This window comes from Flavobacterium sp. MFBS3-15, assembly GCF_026107645.2.
In the GTDB taxonomy this organism is placed as follows: Bacteria; Bacteroidota; Bacteroidia; order Flavobacteriales; family Flavobacteriaceae; genus Flavobacterium.
Map to the genome: position 1 here is coordinate 70,057 of NZ_JAPCHV010000019.1, position 22,715 is coordinate 92,771.

Genomic DNA, 22,715 nt, shown 5'->3' on the forward strand with positions numbered 1-22,715 from the left:
ACATTCGTAAAGCAAATTTATTCAAACGGGTATCTATGGCTGAAATTCGTTAGTGTAGCTGTTTTTAATGATTGGGCTTTAACTCCCGGAATTAAATCCTTAATTTGGCTCCAAACAAATAAACAAATGAAACTTTACCCTATAGAAACCGGAAACTTTAAGCTCGACGGGGGTGCCATGTTCGGCGTGGTGCCGAAGCCCATGTGGACCAAAACCAATCCCGCCGACGAAAACAACCAGATAGACCTTGCTGCACGCTGCCTCCTCATAGAGGACGGCAACCGCCTGATACTCATAGATACCGGCATGGGCAACAAGCAAAGCGATAAGTTCTTTGGGTACTACTCGCTGTGGGGCGACCATACTACCGATAAGTCGCTGGCGGCACATGGCTTTCACCGCGACGATGTGACCGATGTGTTCATGACGCACCTGCACTTCGACCACTGCGGGGGCAGCGTGCAATGGAATAAGGACCGTACCGGATATGAACCCGCTTTTAAGAACGCCTACTACTGGACCAACAAAAACCACTGGGAATGGGCCACCAAGCCCAATGCGCGCGAAAAAGCATCCTTCCTGCAGGAGAACATCATCCCGATGCAGGAAAGCGGGCAGCTGAAATTCATCAGCAGGCCGGAAGGCGATTATTTAAGCGAAAGCGAACTGGGTTTCGGTATCTTTTTCGCCGACGGGCATACCGAAAAGCAAATGATACCGCATATCAATTACAACGGGAAAACCATAGTTTTCATGGCCGACCTGCTGCCTACTGTAGGGCACATTCCGCTGCCGTATGTAATGGGCTACGATACCCGACCGTTACTGACACTCGACGAAAAGGCAAAATTCCTGAATGCCGCCGCTGATAACAATTATTACCTGTTCCTTGAGCATGATGCGCACAACGAGATCATTACTGTGGAGCATACGGATAAAGGCGTTAGACTGAAGGATATCCTGAAATGTAAAGATATCTTTTAGGCATGATTAATCTTACTACAAGAAGCATGGCAAAGCAATAATAAGGCTGTTCGCTATGCTTTTTCCGTTTAAATGAGGCAGTGGCTTTCACAACATTATGTTAAATTCCCTATAGGTTGTAACCAACAAGGAGTAATTTAGTCAAATATTTAAATTGTAAATTCGATAACATGAAATTCAGGTCACTTTACCTGTCGGCGGCCATTGCGCTTTTTCTTGCAAGCTGTGGCAGTACCAGGTCGATAACGGCAGAACCCATTGCCATAACCAAACCCATAGTTGCCAAAAAAGCAACGCTTACCGATAACCAGGAGCAACGCTGGAGCCACCTGGACCTTGTAAACGACACGATCCCAGGAATGAGTGTTGACAGGGCTTACGGACTATTAAAGAACAAGAAAGCTAACAAAGTGATTGTTGGGGTGATTGATTCCGGAGTGGATATTGAGCATCCGGACCTTGCGCCTGTCATTTGGACAAACCCAAAGGAAATTGCAGGCAACGGCAAGGATGACGACAACAATGGCTATGTAGACGACATACACGGCTGGAACTTTTTGGGTGATGCTTACAACGAGAACTTAGAGTTGGTACGTATCATTAAAAAAGGCGATGACGGTTCGGCAACCTACAAGAGGGCCAAGGCGGAATTTGACAAAGAAATACGCGAAACAAAGGCGGAAAAGCAAAAAATAGACTTCATTGCAGATGTAGATAAGATGTTCCAGCAGGGCATTGGCAAAAAAGACTATACGCTTGAAGACCTGAAAGCCTATAAGCCTAAGGACCCGAGACTTGCCGAAGTACAGCCTTACTTTATTGATATTTTTACCGAAGTATCGCGCGAGGAGTTTAACGAGGAGATCCTGGGTGCCCAAAAACACTTTGAGGATGCCATGAACTACAACCTCAACCTGAAATTTGACGGGCGCAAGATTGTGGGCGACAACCCTGACGACATTAACGACCGTAACTATGGCAACAACAACGTTATTGGGCCCGACAGGGACAGTGCGCTGCACGGTACACACGTCGCGGGCATCATCGCCCAGGTAAGGAACAACGGCCTTGGCGGCGATGGCGTAGCCAGCGATCATGTAAAGATTATGGCTGTGAGGGCGGTATCAAATGGTGATGAATATGACAAGGACATTGCGCTGGCCATTCGATATGCAGTAGATAACGGGGCAAAAGTGATTAACGGCAGCTTTGGCAAATACTATTCGCCACACAGCGATTGGGTATATGATGCCATAAAATATGCAGCCGAAAAAGATGTGCTCATAGTTTTTGCCGCCGGTAACGAAAGCAAGGACCTGAATGCCGGTTCCATTGAACGCTACCCTAACGACGACAGGCTTTCAGGCAAAGAGTTTACGGACAATGTGCTTACCGTTGGGGCCATCAATAACCCCTTCGATGAAAACCTGCTGGCCAACTTTTCGAACTATGGCAAGAATGACGTTGACGTATATGCTCCCGGAGTACGCATTTATGCCACCATCCCGGGCAATAAATACAAGTTTGAACAAGGCACATCGATGGCTTCGCCAAATGCTGCCGGTGTAGCTGCACTGATACGTGCTTACTATCCAGGCCTTACAGCGCCTCAGGTGAAGCACATCCTCATGGAATCAGGCCTTCCGGTTGATTTTGACGTTATCCTGAGCAAGGAAAGTCCGGAAGATGCCGACAAAACACGTTCGTTCAAAGAGCTTTCAAGGTCGGGAAGGATTGTTAATGCTTACAATGCCATTATCATGGCCGATAAGATGGCCGCGAAAAAATAATTGTTACAAAACATTTTGGCGGAAGGGCGAAATCCCTTCCGTTTTTTTATTTTTAACCCATGAAAAAGTTACTATTAGCAGCATTGCTATCGGCTTCAGGCCTTTTTGCACAGCACAACCCCAACTCGGGTTACTGGCAGCAGCACGTGGATTACAAGATGGACGTAACCATGGATGTAAAAACATACAAGTATTCCGGCAAGCAGGAACTGGTATATACCAATAACTCGCCCGACACGCTGTACCGCGTTTTTTACCACTTGTATAACAACGCATTCCAGCCCGGCAGCGAAATGGATGCAAGGCTAAAGCATATACCGGATCCCGATGGAAGGATGGTAAAAACTTTTAAAACCGCAGAGAAAACAGTAAAGGAAAGCCGGATCAGCGCATTGAAACCTAATGAGATAGGATATCTTAAAATCACCAACCTAAAGCAGGACGGCGCCGATCTTCGGAGCAAAGTGGCAGGCACGGTACTGGAGGTAGAACTGGCAAAGCCTTTATATCCGGGCAAGGCTACGACCTTTACATTGAATTTTGAAGGGCAGGTACCGGTACAGGTGCGCCGCAGCGGCAGGAACAATGCCGAAGGTGTAGCACTGTCAATGACCCAATGGTACCCTAAAATGGCCGAATATGATTTTGAAGGATGGCATGCTAACCCTTACATTGCCCGTGAATTCCATGGTGTATGGGGTAATTTTGATGTAAAGATCACCATTGACAAAACCTACACTATTGGCGGTACGGGCTACCTGCAAAACAAGAACGAAATAGGCAAAGGCTACGAAGATGAAGGTGTGGTTGTAAAGTATCCGAAGAAGGTTAAGACACTTACCTGGCATTTTAATGCACCGATGGTACACGATTTTGCCTGGGCCGCCGACCCGAATTTTGCGCACGACAAGATAGTGGGCGACAACAATACCGAATTGCATTTCCTTTATAAAAACACCCCTGAAACCGTTGAAGGATGGAAAAAGCTGCAGCCGAAAACCGCTGAGATACTGGCTTTCTATAACAAAACCGTTGGCAATTACCCATACAAGCAATACTCTGTGATACAAGGTGGCGACGGCGGTATGGAGTATGCCATGTGTACGCTTATTACCGGGCGTTCCTACCAGGGCCTTGTAGAGGTTACCGCTCACGAATTCGGGCACTCATGGTTCCAGCATGTGCTGGCCTCCAACGAATCGAAGCACGGATGGATGGACGAGGGCTTTACATCATACATCGAGGCGCTGGCCATGGAGGCTGTTATGCCGCCTGTGGTGAAAGAAGGTGAAGAAGAGCCAAACCCGTTCAAAGGCACCTACTCAGCCTACTTTTCGATGGTAAGAAGCGGAAAAGAACAGCCGCTGACCACGCATGCCGACCGTTTTGATACAAACAGGCTGTACAGCATTGCGTCGTATGTTAAAGGTGAAATATTCCTGGCCCAGTTAGGGTATGTCATTGGTCAGGATAAGCTGGCACAAACACTGAAGCGTTTTTATGCCGACTATAAGTTTACGCATCCAACCCCTATGGACATAAAGCGTACAGCCGAGAAAGTGAGCGGTGCGCACCTGGACTGGTACCTGACAGACTGGTGCCAAACCACAAATACTATTGATTACGGAATCAAAGAAATTGCCGAGGCAGGGAACGCAACCAAAATTACGCTGGAGCGCATAGGCCGCATGCCGATGCCTATCGACATCATTGTGGCCTTTGAGGATGGCACCCAGGAAAGTTACCACATTCCACTTGAAATGATGCGTTATGTAAAGGACAACCCTTATCCCAACCTGAAGCGCAACGTACTTGCTGCATGGGACTGGGGACACCAAACCTATGAGTTTACCATCGACAGGGCGAAAGCAACCATTCAGGTATTTGTTATTGACCCGACAGAGCTTATGGCTGATGTAAACAAAGAAAACAATGCATACATAAGGGGGGCGAATTAAAATTTCAAAATGCAAATTCCAAATAGCGAAGCGGTACCGGTAATGGGTGCCGCTTTTTGTTTACAATAAAACGAAAAAACCTCCGGTTGTTGCGGACCGGAGGTTTGTGAAAACAGATAAAATAGATAAAAACCTGTTTTGCTATGGATATATATAGGCGCTAAAGTTTCGGGTTAGTTCGACTCTTAGCTGGTTGAGCATTGTTTGGCCACCTTTTTCCCTGCCGCCTCTTCTGATTTTATTTTGTTATCAGGCTTTAACATATTTGCCGGGCAGTAGGTGTAGAGTTATGCCATATATCATGACAATATGCAAGCATAATACCTGAATTTCTGCTTAAACCGAATTTATCTGATTTTAATTCGATAATTTATTGAAATACAACAATTTAAAAAAATATTTACAAATTGTCAGCCATTACTGCTTTACATGCGAGATTGTGGAATTTTGTGGAAACCTGTAGAGAGTTTGTGTAGAATGGAAGCATTTCGGCACCCATTGAACGGAAAAGGCCTGACAGATTTGAAATTGTCAGGCCTTAAACGAAAAGTTTATGCTGATTAGTTCATCGCATTCATCCTGATGCTCGCCTTAACCAGTGCAAGCGCCCTGATCTTGTCCATTTCTACATCCTTGGGCTGGTGCCTTTGGTTTTCGCTTACCAGCTTTACGCAGCCGGGATACTCGGAACGCTGAACATATTTCACGGTAATATACTCTTCACCTCCGCCCATATCAATACCAAGCAGGTACATTTCGCCCCAAAAGATGCCATTCTGTATGTCATGCACTTCCTTGTACATTACAATATCGCCACTTTTTAGCAGCGGATCCATACTGTCACCGGTTACATATACGGCACCGTCGCATTTTGGCAGGTGCGGAATAGAAATGTGGTCCACGGGTTTCTGGGCATTGCTGTTGGCAAATATCGGCACAAGCCCCGCCACGGCTTCCAAATCGTAAAGTGGTATCTGCTGGCTTTCAACCGTGGTATCGGTCTTGAGGCGGTAGGTTTTTACGTTGGGTCCGTCATTGGTAAACATGTCGCCCTCGCCGGTAAGCAGCCATCCGGGATTGATGTCGGGGTAAGTGGCCAAAATTTTTTCCAACACGTTCGACCCGATGCTCTTGCCATCCTTTACCGCTTTGGAAATACTGCCCCTGCTTGCGCCCAGGCTGTTCTCAAATGCATAATAGCTGATCCCTTTCGCTTCGATATACTCTCCTAACCTGTATGATACCATGATATTATTATTTTATTGCAATAATAAGAAAATAATCTTTTAAAACGATAAAAATCGTGTATAAAATCTTTCTGCGCTAAAAAATGTACCTTTGCCGCCGATGGAAAACAGGCGTTATACATATCCGCGGGAGGAAAAGCTGAAAAGCCGCACAACGATTGACCTTTTGTTCACACAGGGAAAATCGGTGTCAAAATACCCGTTGCGCCTGGTGTATGTGCCGCAACCTGAAGAAGGCGCCAACATGCAGATTGGCGTTTCGGTTTCCAAAAAATACTTCAAAAAAGCATCCGACCGCAACTACTTCAAGCGGGTATTGCGCGAAACCTACCGCCACCACAAGCACATTTTGGCCGAAGCTACCGATAAGCCTTACGCCATGATGTTTTTATACCAAACCAAAGACCGGTTATCGTTTGACGAAATAAACGCCAAAACGGTACAGCTTTTTGAGAAGTTCGCGGCGCAGGAGAATTTGTAAAGAGGCTTCTTTACGGACCATTCAAACTTTAACCCCAAAAAACCATATTTACAAAAACATCCCGTAAATTTGCATGGGCAAAGGTTATAGCGTTTTTATTGTTTATAATCCATTGCTGTAATCAAGGAAATATATCATGTTAGACATACAAAAAATAAGGGCTGATTTCCCCATATTGGACCAAAAGGTAAATGGAAAGCCCCTTGTTTATTTTGACAATGCCGCCACATCGCAAAAGCCACAGCAGGTTATCGATGCAATAGGCAGTTACTACGGAACCATCAACGCCAACATCCACCGTGGGGTGCATACGCTCAGCCAGCTGGCAACGGATGCGTATGAGGCTTCGCGCAAGACCATCCAAACGCACATCAATGCCAAACATCCTTATGAAGTGCTGTTCACCGCCGGGACTACACACGGCATTAACCTTGTAGCAAACGGTTTTGCGCAGTTTGTAAAGGCGGGCGATGAGGTAATGATCTCGGCCATGGAGCACCACAGCAACATTGTGCCGTGGCAAATGCTTTGCGAACGTACAGGAGGCAGGCTGGTAGTGATCCCGATGAACGAAAAAGGCGAGCTTATCATTGAAGAATTTGAGGGGCTGCTTTCGGAGAAAACGAAGATTGTGGCAGTGAACCACATTTCGAATTCCCTAGGCACCATCAATCCTATAAAGCACATCATTGATAAAGCCCACATTGTAGGGGCTGCTGTCCTCATAGACGGCGCACAGGCGGCGCCGCACATGAAGGTGGACGTTCAGGCGCTTGACTGCGACTTTTATGCCATATCGGGCCATAAAGCCTGCGGGCCTACCGGAAGCGGTATATTGTACGGTAAGGAGGAATGGCTCGAAAAGCTGCCGCCCTACCAGGGCGGGGGAGAGATGATAAAGGAAGTAACCTTTGCCAAAACTACTTATGCAGGCCTGCCGCACAAGTTCGAGGCCGGTACGCCACACATAGAGGGCGGTATCGTGCTTGGCACGGCGATTGATTATCTTAATTCAGTTGGGTTTGACAACATTGCAGCCTACGAACAGGAACTGCTGGACTATGGCGTCCAAAAGCTGTCGGAGATCGACGGGATGCAGTTTGTAGGCACGGCAGCCAAAAAAGCATCTGTAATATCGTTCAACCTCCTGGGTATCCACCCGTATGACATTGGGGCGATAGTTGACAAAATGGGCATCGCGGTGCGAACGGGCCATCACTGCACGCAGCCGGTTATGGAGTTTTTCCAGATACCCGGTACAGTAAGGGCATCATTCGCTTTTTATAATACGACAGAAGAAATCGACGCATTGGCAGAAGCCGTGAAGAAGGCACAGCGGATGTTATCGTAATTACAGTTAAGAAAAGCGGTAGAGGCGTAGCATGCTATGCCAGTACAAGGGTATAACCGCTCATTATAATAGAGAATGCAGGAGCTTTTAATGGATAAATTAGTAACTTTAAATAAAAATAATCACCATTTGCGCCGTAGATAAACGGCGTGAGTGTAGCTCCTCCCACCTCTCTCTTTCGGAGAGGGGGGATGGGGGTGAGGTCAAAACAAAACACATGAAAAAAATAGTCGTAATCATCCTTGTGGTCCTTTTGGCAGCAGCCATGGTATTCGGTTGCTCATCATCAAAGTCATCGTCAAAAATGGAAGGCAAACAAATAACCTTTGAATACAAAGCCTACACGCGAGGCTCCAATCTCAGCTATGTGGTCACCAAAGATTCGATTGTGCACAAAGAAAGCATGATGGGTGAGATAACGACCTACAAAGATAAAACAGACAATGACGAATGGGACGAACTGCTTGCTGCCACAGAAAAGATCGACCTGGCAAAGCTTGAAACCTTTGAGGCGCCTACCAAAAAGCACCAGTTTGACGGCGCTCTGGCTGCCACGCTGAAGGTGATTGTTGATGGCAAAGAGTACCACACCATGACATTTGACCACGGCAACCCACCGGTGGAGGTAAAGGAGTTAGTTACTAACATTACAGCACTGTAAAGAAAATAATGAATATAAAAGAGATACAGGACGAGATCATTGATGAGTTCTCGATGTTTGATGAATGGGATGAACGCTACCAGTATGTTATCGACCTGGGCAAGACGCTTCCGCTAATCGACGAACAATACAAGACCGAGGAAAATATCATCAAGGGCTGCCAGAGTAAGGTATGGCTGCATGGCGAGCAGCAGGATGGCAATATAGTATTTACTGCAGATAGCGATGCGATACTGACCAAGGGCATCATCGCGATACTGATACGCGTGTTCTCCAATCAAAAGCCTGCCGACATATTGGATGCCGATACGGCCTTCATTGACGAGATAGGGCTGAAGGAGCATCTTTCGCCTACGCGCGCTAACGGGCTGGTATCGATGATCAAGCAAATAAAAATGTATGCACTGGCGTTTAGCGCCAAAAATTAAATCACAATGGAACACGAAATGGACACCGCACAACTGGGCGAAGAGATAGTAAAGGTACTTAAGGGCATTTACGATCCGGAGATACCTGTGGATATTTACGAACTGGGGCTGATATATGATGTTATGGTAAACACGGACAATGAGGTGAAAATATTGATGACCCTTACCTCTCCGAACTGCCCCGTAGCCGAAAGCCTGCCGCAGGAAGTGCAGGACAAGGTAAAAAAGATTGAGGGAATAAAGGACGTGGAGGTGGAAATCACCTTCGACCCGCCGTGGACCCGCGACCTGATGAGCGAAGAAGCAAAGCTGGAGCTGGGGATGTTGTAAAGTTTTCGCAGTTGTCCTCTCCCTTGGAGAGGGGAGCGAGACCTGCTGACAAGATGCTTTAATGATGACCGACTAACCGGCGTTAGTGTTACCTTCCGACACCTCTCCTTTGGAGCGGGCTGGGGTGAGGACTCAACCGCCGGGGTTGTAACTTTAAATTTTAAGCTATGGAACCTGAACCTAATATAGAAGAAGAAATAATAAACCGTGTGGCCAACAGCGTCCTCCAGGTATTCGACCTGGAGGACTATTACCCCGAAGGGGAGCGCTTGGACATCGATATATCGCAATGGTTGTGGGAAGGATTTGTGTTGAGGGAAAAAGATTTCCGCGAGGCATTAAAGAACTACGACTGGCAGCAGTATGAGGGCAAGTTTGTTGCCTTGCATTGCAGTACTGACGCAATAGTACCCGCATGGGCTTATATGCTGGTTACCGTGTACCTGCAGCCTTTTGCAAAAAAAACCACGCAGGGGAGGGTAGAAGACATCAACGTGCTTGTTTATCAGGAAATTCTTGACAGTCTGGACTATAGCGAATATACAGGCAAGCCTGTAATCATAAAAGGATGCTCGCGCAAGCCCGTTCCGCAGGAGGCCTATGTGCTTGCGGCACAAAAATTGATGCCTTTTGCAAAGAGCATCATGTTTGGCGAAGCCTGCTCATCGGTGCCACTGTATAAAAAGAAATAACCGTCCCCCGGGGAGCCAACTAAACTACCACGACATTATGAAGAAGATTTTATCCGTACTGTTTCTAATGGCCGGCACTATTGCCGCAACCGCACAGGAAGACAATCCTGCCTCTGATAACGACACTATTGGGCCATGGACAAAGAAAGGTAATGCCTCATTATTGTTCAACCAGTCTACCTTTGATAATTGGCTGGCGGGTGGCGAGAACAACATTGCCGGTACCATAGGGCTTAATTATGATTTCAATTATGCAAAGGACGACTGGACGTGGGATAACAAGGTGATTGCTTCCTATGGTATTGTTAAGACCAAAACGAGCTCTTTCGCAAAAAAGACAGACGACCGTTTTGAGTTCAATTCAGTTGTGGGAAAGAAGGCAACAGAAAGATGGTCCTACTCTGCATTTGTTAACTTCAAAACGCAGTTTACCAAAGGTTATGTATACGACAGGAACGAAGATGGCGCCGAGGTGCGCGAAGAGTATACCAACCTGCTTTCGCCGGGTTACCTGTATGTAGGTCCGGGCATGTTGTATAAAAGGGATGATAATTTCAAGATCAACCTGTCCCCGGCAACGTCAAAATTTACATTCGTAGATAAGAATTTTACCCTGCCAAACGAGGAGTATTTTGGTGTTAAGGAGGGCGAATCGATGAGATATGAACTCGGTTTTAACGCCAGTATGTACTACAAGCTGGATGTGATTGCCAACGTAACATTCGAGAATATCCTTAATCTTTATTCCAACTACCTCGAAGATCCACAAAATGTGGATATCGACTACCAGCTGAATATCGTAATGAAAATCAACCGCTATCTTACGACCAACCTGTCATTCCAGACAATTTATGATGATAACGCTTTCCGCGGGTTCCAGGTAAGGCAGGTATTTGGCGTAGCGGCGAATTACGGGTTTTAAATTAGATTTTTACTCTGTATAATTCTCCGGCAGTCATTGCAAGGAGGAACGAAGAAGCAATCTTTACAACCCGACAATTAGTTTAGAAAAGATTGCGATGCTACATAAATTTGTGTTGTATTGTACTTGCCTAAATTGCCTCAGATTGTACAGGCGGTATGCTAATTTCCATCAACGGCCTTTTCTTTATCATGCGGCTTACCCTGTACAGCAAAAATATGCTCAGCAACGTTATGGACGATACGATATATCCCAATGTTTCATAATGTTCCAATGGGCTGTGCTCGGTTTTTTGTACGACTATTGTGCCTGCAAAAGCGGCTGCAATGCCTCCGGCAATCTGCTGCAGCGAGGAGTTGACGCTCATGAATGCGCCGCGATCCTTCAGATCAGGCACAGCGGTAACAAGGGCGGTAGACGGGATCATGCGCGCCGTGATGGCCGACATCATCAGTACATTGAATACCATAACAAGCCAAAGCGGCGTGGTTTCGAGCCGGGTATATACCAGTACAATGGCAATCATCCAAATGCAGGCATAAGCAAAAAGCTTAAATTTATCCATCCTGTCGCTCAGCTTGCCCATTAGCGGCATGAAAACCAACGTGCTGATACCTGCCACCATAAATACCAGCGGCAGCTGTTCGTTGGTGATGTGCAGGTTGTTGATGGCAAAGGCACTCCCAAAGGGCATCATCATGAAGCCGCCTATGGAGAGCAGTGCGGTGGCGGTAAAGCCGATGCGGTATTCCTTATTCATGAGGGTATGGAACAGGTGCTTTAGCGGCGATTTGTCCTGTTTTACGGCAAGGTGTTGCGTAACAGGTTTCAACTTAATAACAATGAGTACCGCTACTATGAATGCCATAGCTGCGATCCATAAAAATGGCGTGTGCCAGTGCCATTTAGTAGCAAGGTATAGTCCTATGGGGATGCCCAATACCTGGCTGGCACCGAATCCCATCTGTAAAAAGCCCATGACACGGCCGCGCTGTTGCAGTGCAAAAAGATCGGCTACTATGGCCATGGATATGGATCCGATGACACCACCAAAGATACCGGTAAATATGCGTGCGGCCACAAGAAGCTCATAGGTGTTGACCACCCCGCAAAGTATGGTGCCGATGATGAAACCCGTGTAAAAGAATACCAGTAGTTTTTTGCGGTCGTACTTATCGGCAAAGCCGGCTGTAAGCAGCCCGGAAGCGCCTGCGCTCAATGCGTAGGCCGACACCGCAATACCAAACTGCGCAGGGCTCATTTTGAGCGATTTCATAAGGATGTCACCAAGGGGCGACATTACCATAAAGTCGAGTATTACCGTAAATTGCGTAATAGCAAGTATGAAAATGACGAATTTTTGGTAGCCCGAAAGGGATACAGCTACAGGTTGCATAGCAATTTGGTGTTATGTTACTCGTCCTTTTCTTCGGCCATATTTTCTTTATAGTCCGGATAAAGAAAGTTATTGTATGGAAAACGCGATATGTGTATTGCCCTTACCGCCTCGTAAACCTTTTCCCTGAATTCTTCAAAGTTTTCCTTGTTGGTAGCCGAGATGAACAGTGCATTCTTTTCGCCCACGCTGGCCATCCAGGTAGATTTCCATTCCTCAAGTGTTTTGTGGCGGTTGGTTTTCTCGGTCATCAGGTCATCGTCATCAATTGTAAGCGGCTTGTAGGCATCAATTTTGTTGAATACCATGATGGTAGGCTTTCCGATGCTCTTGATGTCCTGCAATATCTGGTTTACCGATTCTATATGATCCTCAAAATCAGGATGCGAAATATCCACCACGTGGAGCAGGAGGTCGGCTTCGCGCACTTCGTCAAGGGTGCTCTTGAATGATTCTACCAGCTGTGTTGGCAGTTTGCGTATGAATCCTACGGTGTCTGACAACAGGAACGGCAGGTTTTTGATGACCACCTTGCGCACCGTAGTGTCAAGCGTAGCAAAAAGCTTATTTTCTACAAACACATCGCTTTTACTTATCACGTTCATCAGGGTCGACTTACCCACGTTGGTATAACCTACCAATGCAACGCGCACCATGGCGCCGCGGTTGCTGCGCTGTACTGACATCTGCCTGTCTATGGAGCGTATCTTTTCCTTTAGCAATGCAATGCGGTCACGGACAATACGCCTGTCGGTCTCGATCTCGGTTTCACCCGGGCCACGCATCCCGATACCACCCCGTTGGCGCTCAAGGTGCGTCCACATACCTGTAAGACGGGGCAACAGGTATTGGTATTGGGCAAGCTCTACCTGAGTGCGTGCATAAGAGGTCTCGGCCCGCTGCGCAAATATGTCGAGAATGAGGTTAGTGCGGTCCAAAACTTTTACATCCATTATGCGTTGGATGTTTTTTTGCTGCGCGGGCGTAAGCTCGTCGTCAAAAATAATGGTCTTTACATCGTTCTCCTTTATATATTGGTGTATCTCATCGATCTTTCCTGTACCGAGGAAGGTTTTTGGGTTGGGGCGTTCCATTTTTTGCGAAAAGCGCTTCACTACTTCGCCGCCTGCGGTGAAGGTAAGGAACTCAAGCTCATCCAAATATTCCGAAAGTTTTTCTTCACTTTGGTTTTGGGTTATTACTCCGGCAATCACGGTTTTCTCGAAATTGATAATTTCTTTCTCTAGCATATCGAATTCATATTATGGCAAAATTACGCAAACAAAATGTTTAATTTTTTTACATTCTCATAAAAAAATGCCAAACAACATTTATTTTGTTAAAATCCCCTCAAATGTTAACCGATAGTTATATTTTTTTAAATTTGGGGTTTAATTTTTACTTTAACCTAAAATACTATGAAAAAAATTACTTTAATTGTTTTCATGTTCCTGATGTCCTGGTGCGGATACGCCCAGCTGCCATTGGAAGACTTTGATGACAATACAGCATTGCCACCCGGCTGGCAGCAATTGAACATTGCAGGCGCGGCGCAGTGGTGGAGGGTAGTTGCTCACAATCCAGTTCAGAGTCCTGCATTTGGCGGCTCGGGTAACGTTGCCTTTATACAAAGGGAAAACGTACTCACCGGAACAACCGAGGACTGGCTTGTAACACCGCAATTCAACGCTCCTGCCAACGGCCAACTGCATTTTATGTCGAGGCTGACTAACCTTGGTGACGATGGAAACACGTATCGTATCATGATGCATACCGGCAATACACCGACTGACATCACGACGTATACCGAAATTCAGTCGTGGACAGAGCTTCAGCTCAACCCGGATCCTTACCAGACTGATTATCTGGAAAAAATTGTAAACCTGCCTGCGGGTACTACCGGCCAGATATACCTGGCTTTTGTCATGAATGGTGATAACGGTGACCGCTGGCTTGTAGATAATGTAGTTGTTGCCGCACAGTGCTTTGCGCCGGTTGGACAGCTAACTACAAATATCGGGACCAACACGGCAACGCTGAACTGGACCAACCCTAACGGCAATACGCAATGGCAGATTGATATTGTTCCTGCGCTTTCAGCACAGACAGGTGTGGGTGTCTCTTATACGGGAGGGCCTTCATATGTAGCTACCACCGATGCGCTTGGTAACCCGCTCCAACCCGCTACAGCCTACAAGTACTTTGTAAGGGCAGTATGCGACAGCGGACTAACCAGTGCGTGGGCCGGGCCTTATAACTTTACAACCGTGGTGCCGGGTACTAACTGTACGGCGCCAATTGTTATTCCTAACAACACGTATTCACACACATCCAACACCAACCTTTACGGAGACGACTATAATGGAACGGTGGGCGCAACAGGATGTTCTACTTCGGCTAACTTCCTGAATGGCGATGATGTGGTATATGCCTATACCCCAACCTATACGGGTACTGCGGGCTTTAGCATGACTAATAATGGTGCCAACTCAGGTATGTTCATTTATAACAACTGTGCCGATATTGGCGTAGGTTGTGCTGCCGGTGGTACAGGTAATGCCACCAACCCGGTAAATATTAACCTTTCGGTTACTGCGGGTCAAACCTATTATGTAGTGATCTCTACTTCGGGAACTACACAATCTACCCCTTATACATTAACGGTACAACAGATCAACTGTGCACAGCCGGTAGGCCTTCCTACTTTGGGTGTAGATGCTGATTCTGCCAAACTTTCCTGGACAAACCCAAGCGGTGCTACTTCATGGGAAGTGGTTGTACAGTTTGCCGGTACCGGCATACCTACAGGTTCGGGAACTACAGCTACAACCAATACTAACTATGTGGCAGGCCCTCTTGTAGACGGTACTGCCTATGAGTACTATGTAAGGGCTGATTGTGGTAACGGAACTTTTAGTGCATGGGCGGGCCCGTACACATTTACAACTACGCAGATTCCTGTGAACATTGATGGCTGGGAAGAAGACTTTGAAGGCCCACACGGATTTGCCTTTGTGAACGGGACCCAGGTTAACAAGTGGGTATATGGTACTTTTACAAGCGCCAGCCCTACACACTCACTATATGTGAGTAATGATAATGGCGTTAGCAATAACTATACTATCAATACTGCTTCGGTGGTGCATGCCTACAGGGATTTGCAAATGCCTGCACAGGTAGACCAGTTCATCCTTTCATTTGACTGGAAATCGGGCGGTGAGGGTACAACTACCATCTACGACCGCCTTAGGGTTTGGCTGGTGCCTGCTACATGGACGCCGACAGCCGGAACAATAATTGACAATACAAGCGGTGGTGTGCAGATAGGAGGCAACTTCCTTCTAAACCCTAACTGGACAACTGCTACTTATACTGTAAATGCCGGAGCCTATGCAGGCCAGGTGATGAGGCTGGTATTTGAATGGAGAAACGACACAAGTGCCGGTACAATGCCGGGTGCAGCGGTAGACAACATCAGCATCGACCTGGTAACTTGCCCGTCGCCTACCAACCTTGCTATGGGTACGCCATTCAATGACAACACTGCCACCATTACATGGACCGGGCCTACATCAGTGTCGCCAACATTTGACTATTATTTCAGCACTACAAACACGGCCCCAACGGCGGGAACAACCCCTACCGGAAACGTTGCGGGGCCTACTGCTACAATGACACCGCTTTCGCCTTCTACCCAATATTACTTCTGGGTGAGGAGCAACTGTGGAACGGAAAACAGCGCCTGGGTAGGTCCATTGGCTTTTGTTACTCCGCAAATTCCGGAAACGCTTAACTATTCTCAGAATTTTGAGAATGCCAACCACCAGTGGACACTTGCTAACGGGACCCAGACCAACAAATGGGTATATGGTACTTTTACCAGCAACAGCCCGACACACTCGCTATACGTTTCTAACGATAACGGTGCTACAAACAACTATACACTAGGCTCTACTTCGGTAGTGTTTGCCTATAGGGACATACAGATGCCGGACCCGGTAGACCAGATCATTCTTTCATTCGATTGGAAATCTGGAGGAGAAGGTACAACTACCATTTATGACCGCCTTAGGGTATGGCTGGTGCCGTCTACGTTTATCCCTACACCGGGAACAGTACTTACGGCCGCCAACACCGGTGGTATTCAGATAGGCGGTAATTTCCTTCTTAATCCGGCCTGGACGACGGCTACCTACACTATTAATGCCGGCGATTATGCAGGAGACGTGATGAGGGTTGTGCTGGAATGGAGAAATGATGGAAGCGGTGGTACACAACCTGCCGCAGCGGTAGATAACATTAATATCACGGTAGTGACCTGTCCTTCACCAACGGCACTTACCTTGGGAGGTGTTACTGCTACCACGGCCGACATCAGCTGGACAGGACCAACATCGGTTTCCCCAACTTTTGATTATTATTATTCTACATCCAATACTGCCCCCGTAGCAGGCACTACGCCAAATGGAAACGTAACGCCTGACAATGTTGGCCTGAATACGCTTAGCCCGGGTACTACATACTACTTTTGGGTTAGGAGTAACTGTGGCGCAACAGACGGCACAAGTATATGGATAGGACCACTGGAATTTAATACAGACCAGATACCTGCTGAGCCTAACTATTTTGAAGACTTTGAGGATGCAGACCATCAATGGACATTGTCTAACGGTACGCAAACCAATAAATGGGTGTACGGCACTGCAGTAAGCAACAGCCCTACGCACTCACTATATATAAGTAATACCAACGGTACCACGCATAACTACGCTACCGGCAATACTTCGGTTGTACATGCTTACAGGGATATTACACTGCCAACACCGCTTGACCAGTTGGTGCTGCAGTATGACTGGAGAAACCAGGGTGAAAATAACTTTGACTACATAAGGGTATGGGTTGTGCCTGTAACCTACGTTCCTGTTCCGGGTACTCAAATTACGGCAGTGAACAGCGGCGGATTCCAATTGGGCGGAAACCACCAGTTAAATAACTCATGGACAACGGCAACGCACATCATTAACGCCGCAGATTATGCCGGTGATACCGTAAGGCTTGTATTTGAATGGAGAAATGATGGCGGCGGCGGTACGCAACAGCCGGGAGCCATAGATAACATTAACTTACAGATAGTAACATGTCCTTCGCCAACAGCGCTTACACTGGGTGCAGTTGACCAGGATTCAGCTGCCATCAGCTGGACAGGGCCAACATCTGTTACCCCAACGTTTGACTATTACTATTCTACAAGTAACGTATCGCCAACCACAGCTACTGTGCCAACAGGTAATGTGTCACCAACAAACGTGCTGCTTGAAGGGCTTACACCATCTACCCAATACTATTTCTGGGTAAGGAGCAACTGTGGCTCTACAGATGGTAACAGCATTTGGATCGGGCCGCTGCCGTTTATCACAACTCAGGTTCCTGCGGAGCTTGAATATACTCAAGATTTTGAGGATGCCGACCATCAGTGGACGCTGTCTAACGGTACTCAAACTAACAAATGGGTATACGGTACGGCTGTGAGCAATAGCCCTACGCACTCACTTTATATCAGTGATACCAATGGTACTACTCATAACTACTCTATAACTTCAGCTTCGGTAGTTCATGCCTACAGGGATATCCTGATAGAGGATGAGGTAAACATGGTCAATGTATCATACGACTGGAGGAACCAGGGTGAAAATAACTGGGATTACATCAGGGTATGGTGGGTTCCGTCTACATTTGTACCAACACCTGGCACACAGATAACCGCGGCCAATAGTGGTGGTGTACAGCTTGGAGGCAACCACCAGCTTAACAATGCCTGGACTACAGCCAACTACAACATTCCTACTCCGGGTACCGGAGGAATCATGAGGCTTATATTTGAATGGAGAAACGATGGCAGCGGTGGTACACAACAGCCGGGTGCTATTGATAATGTGAACATTACCATAGTTACATGTCCTCCACCGTTTGACCTTAGTGTAAGCTGTGTATCTTCAAATGGTGCCAACATAGTTTGGCAACCCGGCGGAACAGAAACTGAATGGGAGTATGCATTGCTTCCGGCAGGATCTCCTGTACCAACCAGCGGAACTATAATTGATGAGACTGAGTACACTGCTGAAGGCCTCGACGCGAACACCTCATACGTGTTCTACGTTAGGTCGGTATGTGGTGCTGACGAAGTAAGCCCATGGGCGCAAGGTACCTTTACAACGAGCGATGTTTCTATCCTTGATGCGGAGCCTTTCTGTGCCAATGAAGACGGATCGGGTATTATATTCGATAACGTGTATGATGACCTTAACGTAGAAGAATATGGCCAGGTAGCTTGTTTGGGCAGTACGCCAAACCCTGTATGGTATTACCTGCAGGTTGAGGATAGCGGACAACTTGACTTCCAGATGGTTCAGAACACACAGTTCAACAACGAGGGTGTGCCTATCGGCCAGGGCCTAGACGTTGACTTCGTGGCATGGGGACCTTTCAACTCGCTTACTCAAGCCTGTACACAGGTAGATTTGGTAGATTGCCCTACATGTCCGTTCAGCAACGTAGGTTCTGATTTCTATCCGTTCGGAAACATCATTGACTGTAGCTACTCTGCCGCAGCGATTGAGAACTTTACAATCCCGAATGCGGTTGAAGGTGAGATTTACGTAGTGCTTATCACAAACTTTAACGGCGACCAGGGCCAGATACAGCTGCAACAGTTGGAATCAAGTGTAGGTTCTACCAACTGTAACATTCTTTACAGCGTAGATCTTGGAGACGACCAGATACTATGTGGCGAGCCGAATACAACCATTACTGCTGAGGTTGAAACTCCGGGCAACAGCCAGGGCCCAACATATCAGTGGTTCATGGACGATTCTACAACACCGTTTGTGCCTACGATCGTTTCGACTACAGCCCTTACGCAAACCATCCAGGTTTCTGAGCCGGGTTACCATACCTATACTGTTGTGATAACGGTGCCGAATGCTGCAAATACTGAGCCTATCACCGATACTGTGATTGTAGCGCTAGGACCTGAAGTAAACGTACCGGATCCTGCTGAAGTAACCCTTTGCGGATTTAACGCTACATCGTCAATAGATCTTACAACTCTTAATGATGACATACTTGGGACATTGCTTCCTACAGAATATGAAGTAAGCTACTACCTGACTCAGGAAGATGCAGAAAACGGAGTTAACGCGATTGACACATCTGTGCCGTTTGAAACTCAGACAGTCGTTATTTGGGTGAGGATAAACAGTACAATTGTGGATACATGTTTTGATGTTGTGCCGCTAACCATTACGGTTAATGACGGTCCGTCAGCTACCATAGCTTATGCAGACAGCCCGTACTGTACTAACGGCGGTACGGCTACCGTAACTATGACTGGCAGCCCGGACGGTGTGTACACATCTACTACAGGCCTTGTGCTTGACAGTGCTACAGGTGCTATTGACCTTGCAACGTCTGTACCGGGTACTTATACTGTAACCTATGATGTAGCGGCTACGGCACTTTGCCCTGCCTTTACAACAACAACAGACGTGACGATTGAGGCTGCTCCTGAAGCGACCATTGCTTATGCAGGCCCTTACTGTGTAGGTACTGGCACAGCAACAGTTGTACAAACAGGAAACACAGGCGGTACATATTCATCTACTGCAGGTCTTACCATAGATCCTGTAACCGGTGAAATAGATCTTGTATCAAGTACTTCGGGTACTTATACGGTAAGCTACACCATTGCCGCTACCGCAGCTTGTGATGAACTTGTAGTAACTGCTACTGTTGAACTTGCCGACCAATTTACGGCTACCATAGCTTATGGTGCTACGCCATACTGCTCTAATGCAGGTCCGGCTACAGTAACCCTTACCGGCAATACAGGTGGTGTGTTCTCTTCTACCGCAGGATTGGTTATTGATGCAGCAACCGGTGATATTGACACTGCCGCAAGTACAGCCGGCAGCTATACAGTAACGTACACGCTTGCAGCTACGGCTTCTTGCCCTGAGTACACAGCTACTACTACAGTTGATATTGAAGCAGCTCCTGATGCTACTATCGCTTATGCTTCCACACCATACTGTGACAATGCCGGAACAGCGACAGTGACGCTTACAGGTACAACAGGCGGTGCATACTCAGGTGATGCAGGCCTTGTTATAGACCCTGTAACGGGAGATGTTGACCTTGCGGCAAGTACGCTTGGTACGCACACGATAACCTATACGGTTGCTGCTACTACAGCTTGTGCTTCTATAGCGGTAACTACCGAGATAGTAATCAATGCACTTCCTGTGGCAACAATTGCTTATGGCGGAACTCCTTACTGTTCTGACGGCGGAAGTGCTTCGGTAACCCTGACCGGAGACACTGGCGGAGCGTATACAGGAGACGCAGGATTGGTAATTGATCCCCTTACGGGTAGTATTGACCTTGCAGCAAGTACTGCAGGAACTCATACGGTTACTTATACCATTGCTGCGGCAAACGGATGCCCTGATGTTGTAGCAACTGCTACAGTAGTTATTACAACACTTCCTGTGGCCACATTTACTTATGAGGTTGCTGCAGTTTGCCAGAATGCAGGAGGTAATGAAGCGCCTACATATGCAACAGGCGCAGTGGCAGGAACATTTACAACTGATGTTGCCGGTCTTGCCATAGATCCTGCGACAGGTATTATTACTCCTGGAACCAGTGCAGAAGGTACATATATCGTTACAAACACTATTGCAGCTGCAAATGGTTGTGGTGTGGTGACACACAGTGTTACAATTACTATCTACCCGGCTCCAATAGCTGACTTCAGCTACGATGCTACCGCTTATTGCCAGGATGCGTCTAACCCGTCTCCAATACTTGCAGGCGGAGCTGGTACCTTTACAGGTTCTGCCGGATTGGTTGTAGACAGCGTTACAGGTGTTATTAACCTTGCGGCAAGTACGCCGGGTATGCACACTGTGACCAATACGATTCCGGGCACTCCTGATTGTCCTGCTGTTGCTGCCACTGTAGATGTTACCATAACATCTATCCCGGTTATAGCAGTGCTTCAGGGATGTGAAGGTCCATCGTATATGCTCGAAGTTACTTTCGATATGGATGAGATTTATACGGTTGATAATGTAGACTTTGTTTGGACCAATGCTGCCGGAACGGTAGTAGGCACCAGCGAAAAGCTTGAGGTAACCGAGGCAGGTACGTACCACCTGAAGGTTATTCCTTTTGCCAATGCTGATTGCTCTATGGAAACAGATGTTCCTGTTGTTGATACGTCTTGTGACATACCAAGGGGTATATCGCCAAACAATGATGGTAAGAATGACACCTTTGACCTAACGGTGCTTGATGTGAAGAAACTGAGCATCTTCAACCGCTACGGACAGGAAGTTTACAGCCGCGGAAATGGCTATACCGACCAGTTTGTTGGTAAAGGCAATGGAGGCGAAGAACTTCCTACAGGTACTTACTTCTACATGATTGAGCGTCGCAACGGTGAAACCAAAACCGGATGGGTTTACGTTAATCGTGAAGAATAATTGATAAACAGGCAATTACCCCGCTTCGGCGGGGTGAATGCTTGCTATCATCAGTAAATACTGTATTCTTAGCATAAACATTTCATAAAATTCATACGAAATTCAAAAAAAATTACTTGCTTTGATAAGCTGAAAACAGCTCAGAGTAATTAAGTAAACAGAAACCACACACATGAAGAAATTATACCTTGCAGCATTATTGGCTCTGGGTGGGTTGGCAGATGCGACAGCGCAGCAGGACCCGCACTACACGCAGTACATGTACAACATGAATGTGATCAACCCGGCTTATGCGGGCTCGAAGGAGAATTTGGCCTTTGGGTTATTGTACCGCAAGCAGTGGGTTGACATCCAGGATTCCCCGAGTACGGGTACCTTTTCGGGCCACAGCCCTGTTGGTAAGAATGTAGGATTGGGCCTATCGGCGATAGTCGATGAGATCGGCCCTGTACAGGAGACCAACCTGTATGCCGACTTCTCCTATACCCTTCGCCTTGGCGGTGAGCACCGGCTTGCCCTTGGCCTGAAAGCGGGCCTTACCTTCCACGACGTAGGATTATATGACGACATTGGCAACGGCTATGTGCCGCATGACAATGACCCTGCATTCCAGGAAAACGTGAACAACACGTATTTCAACGTAGGTGCAGGAGCATTCTACTACACAGAGAACTACTATTTGGCTTTCTCGGTGCCGAACATGCTCAAGAGCAAGCACCTTAACGTGAGGGACAGCGGGCAGGACCTTGAGTTCGGCTCGGAAGTGTCGCATTACTTTTTGACGGGTGGCTATGTGTTTGAGATTGGCGATAACTTCAAGCTGAAGCCATCATTCATGGTAAAATCGGCCTTTGGGGTAGACCCTTCGATAGACGGGTCCCTGAATGCCCTTTTCTTCAACAAGTTCGAGATCGGCGCTACCTACAGGCT

At 47.1% G+C, this 22,715-nt stretch carries 15 protein-coding genes; 12 read left to right on the top strand and 3 right to left on the bottom strand.

Annotated elements, in window-relative coordinates; genetic code table 11:
* Window positions 1-126: 126 nt before the first annotated feature.
* The 3 genes from OGH69_RS15700 (at window position 127) to OGH69_RS15710 (ending at window position 4,732) form a co-directional block, all read left to right on the top strand.
* Window positions 127-984, top strand: a complete 858-nt coding sequence (locus OGH69_RS15700; protein ID WP_265175441.1) for an MBL fold metallo-hydrolase — start codon at window positions 127-129, stop codon at window positions 982-984.
* 170 nt (window positions 985-1,154) lie between these two features.
* Window positions 1,155-2,774 carry a S8 family peptidase gene (locus OGH69_RS15705; RefSeq protein WP_265175442.1) on the top strand — a complete coding sequence of 540 codons (1,620 nt, stop codon included), beginning with the start codon at window positions 1,155-1,157 and terminating at the stop codon, window positions 2,772-2,774.
* A 59-nt stretch (window positions 2,775-2,833) separates the two neighbouring features.
* Window positions 2,834-4,732, top strand: coding sequence for a M1 family metallopeptidase (locus OGH69_RS15710; protein ID WP_265175443.1), 1,899 nt, complete (start codon window positions 2,834-2,836; stop codon window positions 4,730-4,732).
* 560 nt (window positions 4,733-5,292) lie between these two features.
* Here OGH69_RS15710 and OGH69_RS15715 read toward each other — a convergent pair.
* On the bottom strand, window positions 5,293-5,979 hold the full coding sequence (locus OGH69_RS15715; RefSeq protein WP_265175444.1) for a S24 family peptidase: 687 nt from the start codon (window positions 5,977-5,979) through the stop codon (window positions 5,293-5,295).
* A 100-nt stretch (window positions 5,980-6,079) separates the two neighbouring features.
* Between OGH69_RS15715 and rnpA the strand changes: the two genes are divergently transcribed.
* The 7 genes from rnpA to OGH69_RS15750 all read left to right on the top strand — a co-directional run bounded on the left by rnpA (window position 6,080) and on the right by OGH69_RS15750 (window position 10,844).
* Window positions 6,080-6,460: a ribonuclease P protein component gene (rnpA, locus tag OGH69_RS15720; RefSeq protein WP_265175445.1), complete on the top strand. Its 381-nt coding sequence runs from the start codon at window positions 6,080-6,082 to the stop codon at window positions 6,458-6,460.
* A gap of 136 nt (window positions 6,461-6,596) precedes the next feature.
* Window positions 6,597-7,811: an aminotransferase class V-fold PLP-dependent enzyme gene (locus OGH69_RS15725; protein ID WP_265175446.1), complete on the top strand. Its 1,215-nt coding sequence runs from the start codon at window positions 6,597-6,599 to the stop codon at window positions 7,809-7,811.
* 217 nt (window positions 7,812-8,028) lie between these two features.
* On the top strand, window positions 8,029-8,472 hold the full coding sequence (locus OGH69_RS15730; protein WP_265175447.1) for a hypothetical protein: 444 nt from the start codon (window positions 8,029-8,031) through the stop codon (window positions 8,470-8,472).
* Window positions 8,473-8,480: 8 nt separating this feature from the next.
* Complete coding sequence (locus tag OGH69_RS15735; RefSeq protein WP_265175448.1) at window positions 8,481-8,900, top strand: SufE family protein; 420 nt, start codon at window positions 8,481-8,483, stop codon at window positions 8,898-8,900.
* Window positions 8,901-8,906: 6 nt separating this feature from the next.
* A complete protein-coding gene (locus tag OGH69_RS15740) occupies window positions 8,907-9,230 on the top strand; it encodes an SUF system Fe-S cluster assembly protein (RefSeq protein WP_265175449.1) in 324 nt (107 codons plus the stop codon).
* Between the two features lie 167 nt (window positions 9,231-9,397).
* Window positions 9,398-9,922, top strand: coding sequence for a DUF2480 family protein (locus tag OGH69_RS15745; RefSeq protein ID WP_265175450.1), 525 nt, complete (start codon window positions 9,398-9,400; stop codon window positions 9,920-9,922).
* Between the two features lie 37 nt (window positions 9,923-9,959).
* On the top strand, window positions 9,960-10,844 hold the full coding sequence (locus tag OGH69_RS15750) for a DUF3078 domain-containing protein (protein ID WP_265175451.1): 885 nt from the start codon (window positions 9,960-9,962) through the stop codon (window positions 10,842-10,844).
* 130 nt (window positions 10,845-10,974) lie between these two features.
* Here the strand turns inward: OGH69_RS15750 and OGH69_RS15755 are convergent, their stop codons facing one another.
* Window positions 10,975-12,240 (bottom strand): MFS transporter, encoded by a 1,266-nt coding sequence (locus OGH69_RS15755; RefSeq protein ID WP_265175452.1) that lies wholly within the window; start codon window positions 12,238-12,240, stop codon window positions 10,975-10,977.
* A gap of 17 nt (window positions 12,241-12,257) precedes the next feature.
* Window positions 12,258-13,490 carry a GTPase HflX gene (gene hflX / locus OGH69_RS15760; protein WP_265175453.1) on the bottom strand — a complete coding sequence of 411 codons (1,233 nt, stop codon included), beginning with the start codon at window positions 13,488-13,490 and terminating at the stop codon, window positions 12,258-12,260.
* Window positions 13,491-13,658: 168 nt separating this feature from the next.
* On the opposite strand from hflX, the gene OGH69_RS15765 reads away from it, so the two are divergent.
* Together OGH69_RS15765 and OGH69_RS15770 are read left to right on the top strand one after the other, a co-directional pair.
* Entirely contained in the window at window positions 13,659-21,785 is an 8,127-nt protein-coding gene (locus OGH69_RS15765; RefSeq protein ID WP_265175454.1) for a fibronectin type III domain-containing protein, read from the top strand.
* A gap of 172 nt (window positions 21,786-21,957) precedes the next feature.
* Window positions 21,958-22,715: PorP/SprF family type IX secretion system membrane protein (locus tag OGH69_RS15770; protein WP_265175455.1), on the top strand; the 758-nt coding region annotated here is incomplete at its 3' end.

Bases quoted from the DNA above. Each gene is read 5' to 3' on its own strand.
- OGH69_RS15700 (WP_265175441.1), top strand. From the start codon at position 127: ATGAAACTTTACCCTATAGAAACCGGAAACTTTAAGCTCGACGGGGGT.
- OGH69_RS15705 (WP_265175442.1), top strand. From the start codon at position 1,155: ATGAAATTCAGGTCACTTTACCTGTCGGCGGCCATTGCGCTTTTTCTT.
- OGH69_RS15710 (WP_265175443.1), top strand. From the start codon at position 2,834: ATGAAAAAGTTACTATTAGCAGCATTGCTATCGGCTTCAGGCCTTTTT.
- OGH69_RS15715 (WP_265175444.1), bottom strand. From the start codon at position 5,979: ATGGTATCATACAGGTTAGGAGAGTATATCGAAGCGAAAGGGATCAGC.
- rnpA (WP_265175445.1), top strand. From the start codon at position 6,080: ATGGAAAACAGGCGTTATACATATCCGCGGGAGGAAAAGCTGAAAAGC.
- OGH69_RS15725 (WP_265175446.1), top strand. From the start codon at position 6,597: ATGTTAGACATACAAAAAATAAGGGCTGATTTCCCCATATTGGACCAA.
- OGH69_RS15730 (WP_265175447.1), top strand. From the start codon at position 8,029: ATGAAAAAAATAGTCGTAATCATCCTTGTGGTCCTTTTGGCAGCAGCC.
- OGH69_RS15735 (WP_265175448.1), top strand. From the start codon at position 8,481: ATGAATATAAAAGAGATACAGGACGAGATCATTGATGAGTTCTCGATG.
- OGH69_RS15740 (WP_265175449.1), top strand. From the start codon at position 8,907: ATGGAACACGAAATGGACACCGCACAACTGGGCGAAGAGATAGTAAAG.
- OGH69_RS15745 (WP_265175450.1), top strand. From the start codon at position 9,398: ATGGAACCTGAACCTAATATAGAAGAAGAAATAATAAACCGTGTGGCC.
- OGH69_RS15750 (WP_265175451.1), top strand. From the start codon at position 9,960: ATGAAGAAGATTTTATCCGTACTGTTTCTAATGGCCGGCACTATTGCC.
- OGH69_RS15755 (WP_265175452.1), bottom strand. From the start codon at position 12,240: ATGCAACCTGTAGCTGTATCCCTTTCGGGCTACCAAAAATTCGTCATT.
- hflX (WP_265175453.1), bottom strand. From the start codon at position 13,490: ATGCTAGAGAAAGAAATTATCAATTTCGAGAAAACCGTGATTGCCGGA.
- OGH69_RS15765 (WP_265175454.1), top strand. From the start codon at position 13,659: ATGAAAAAAATTACTTTAATTGTTTTCATGTTCCTGATGTCCTGGTGC.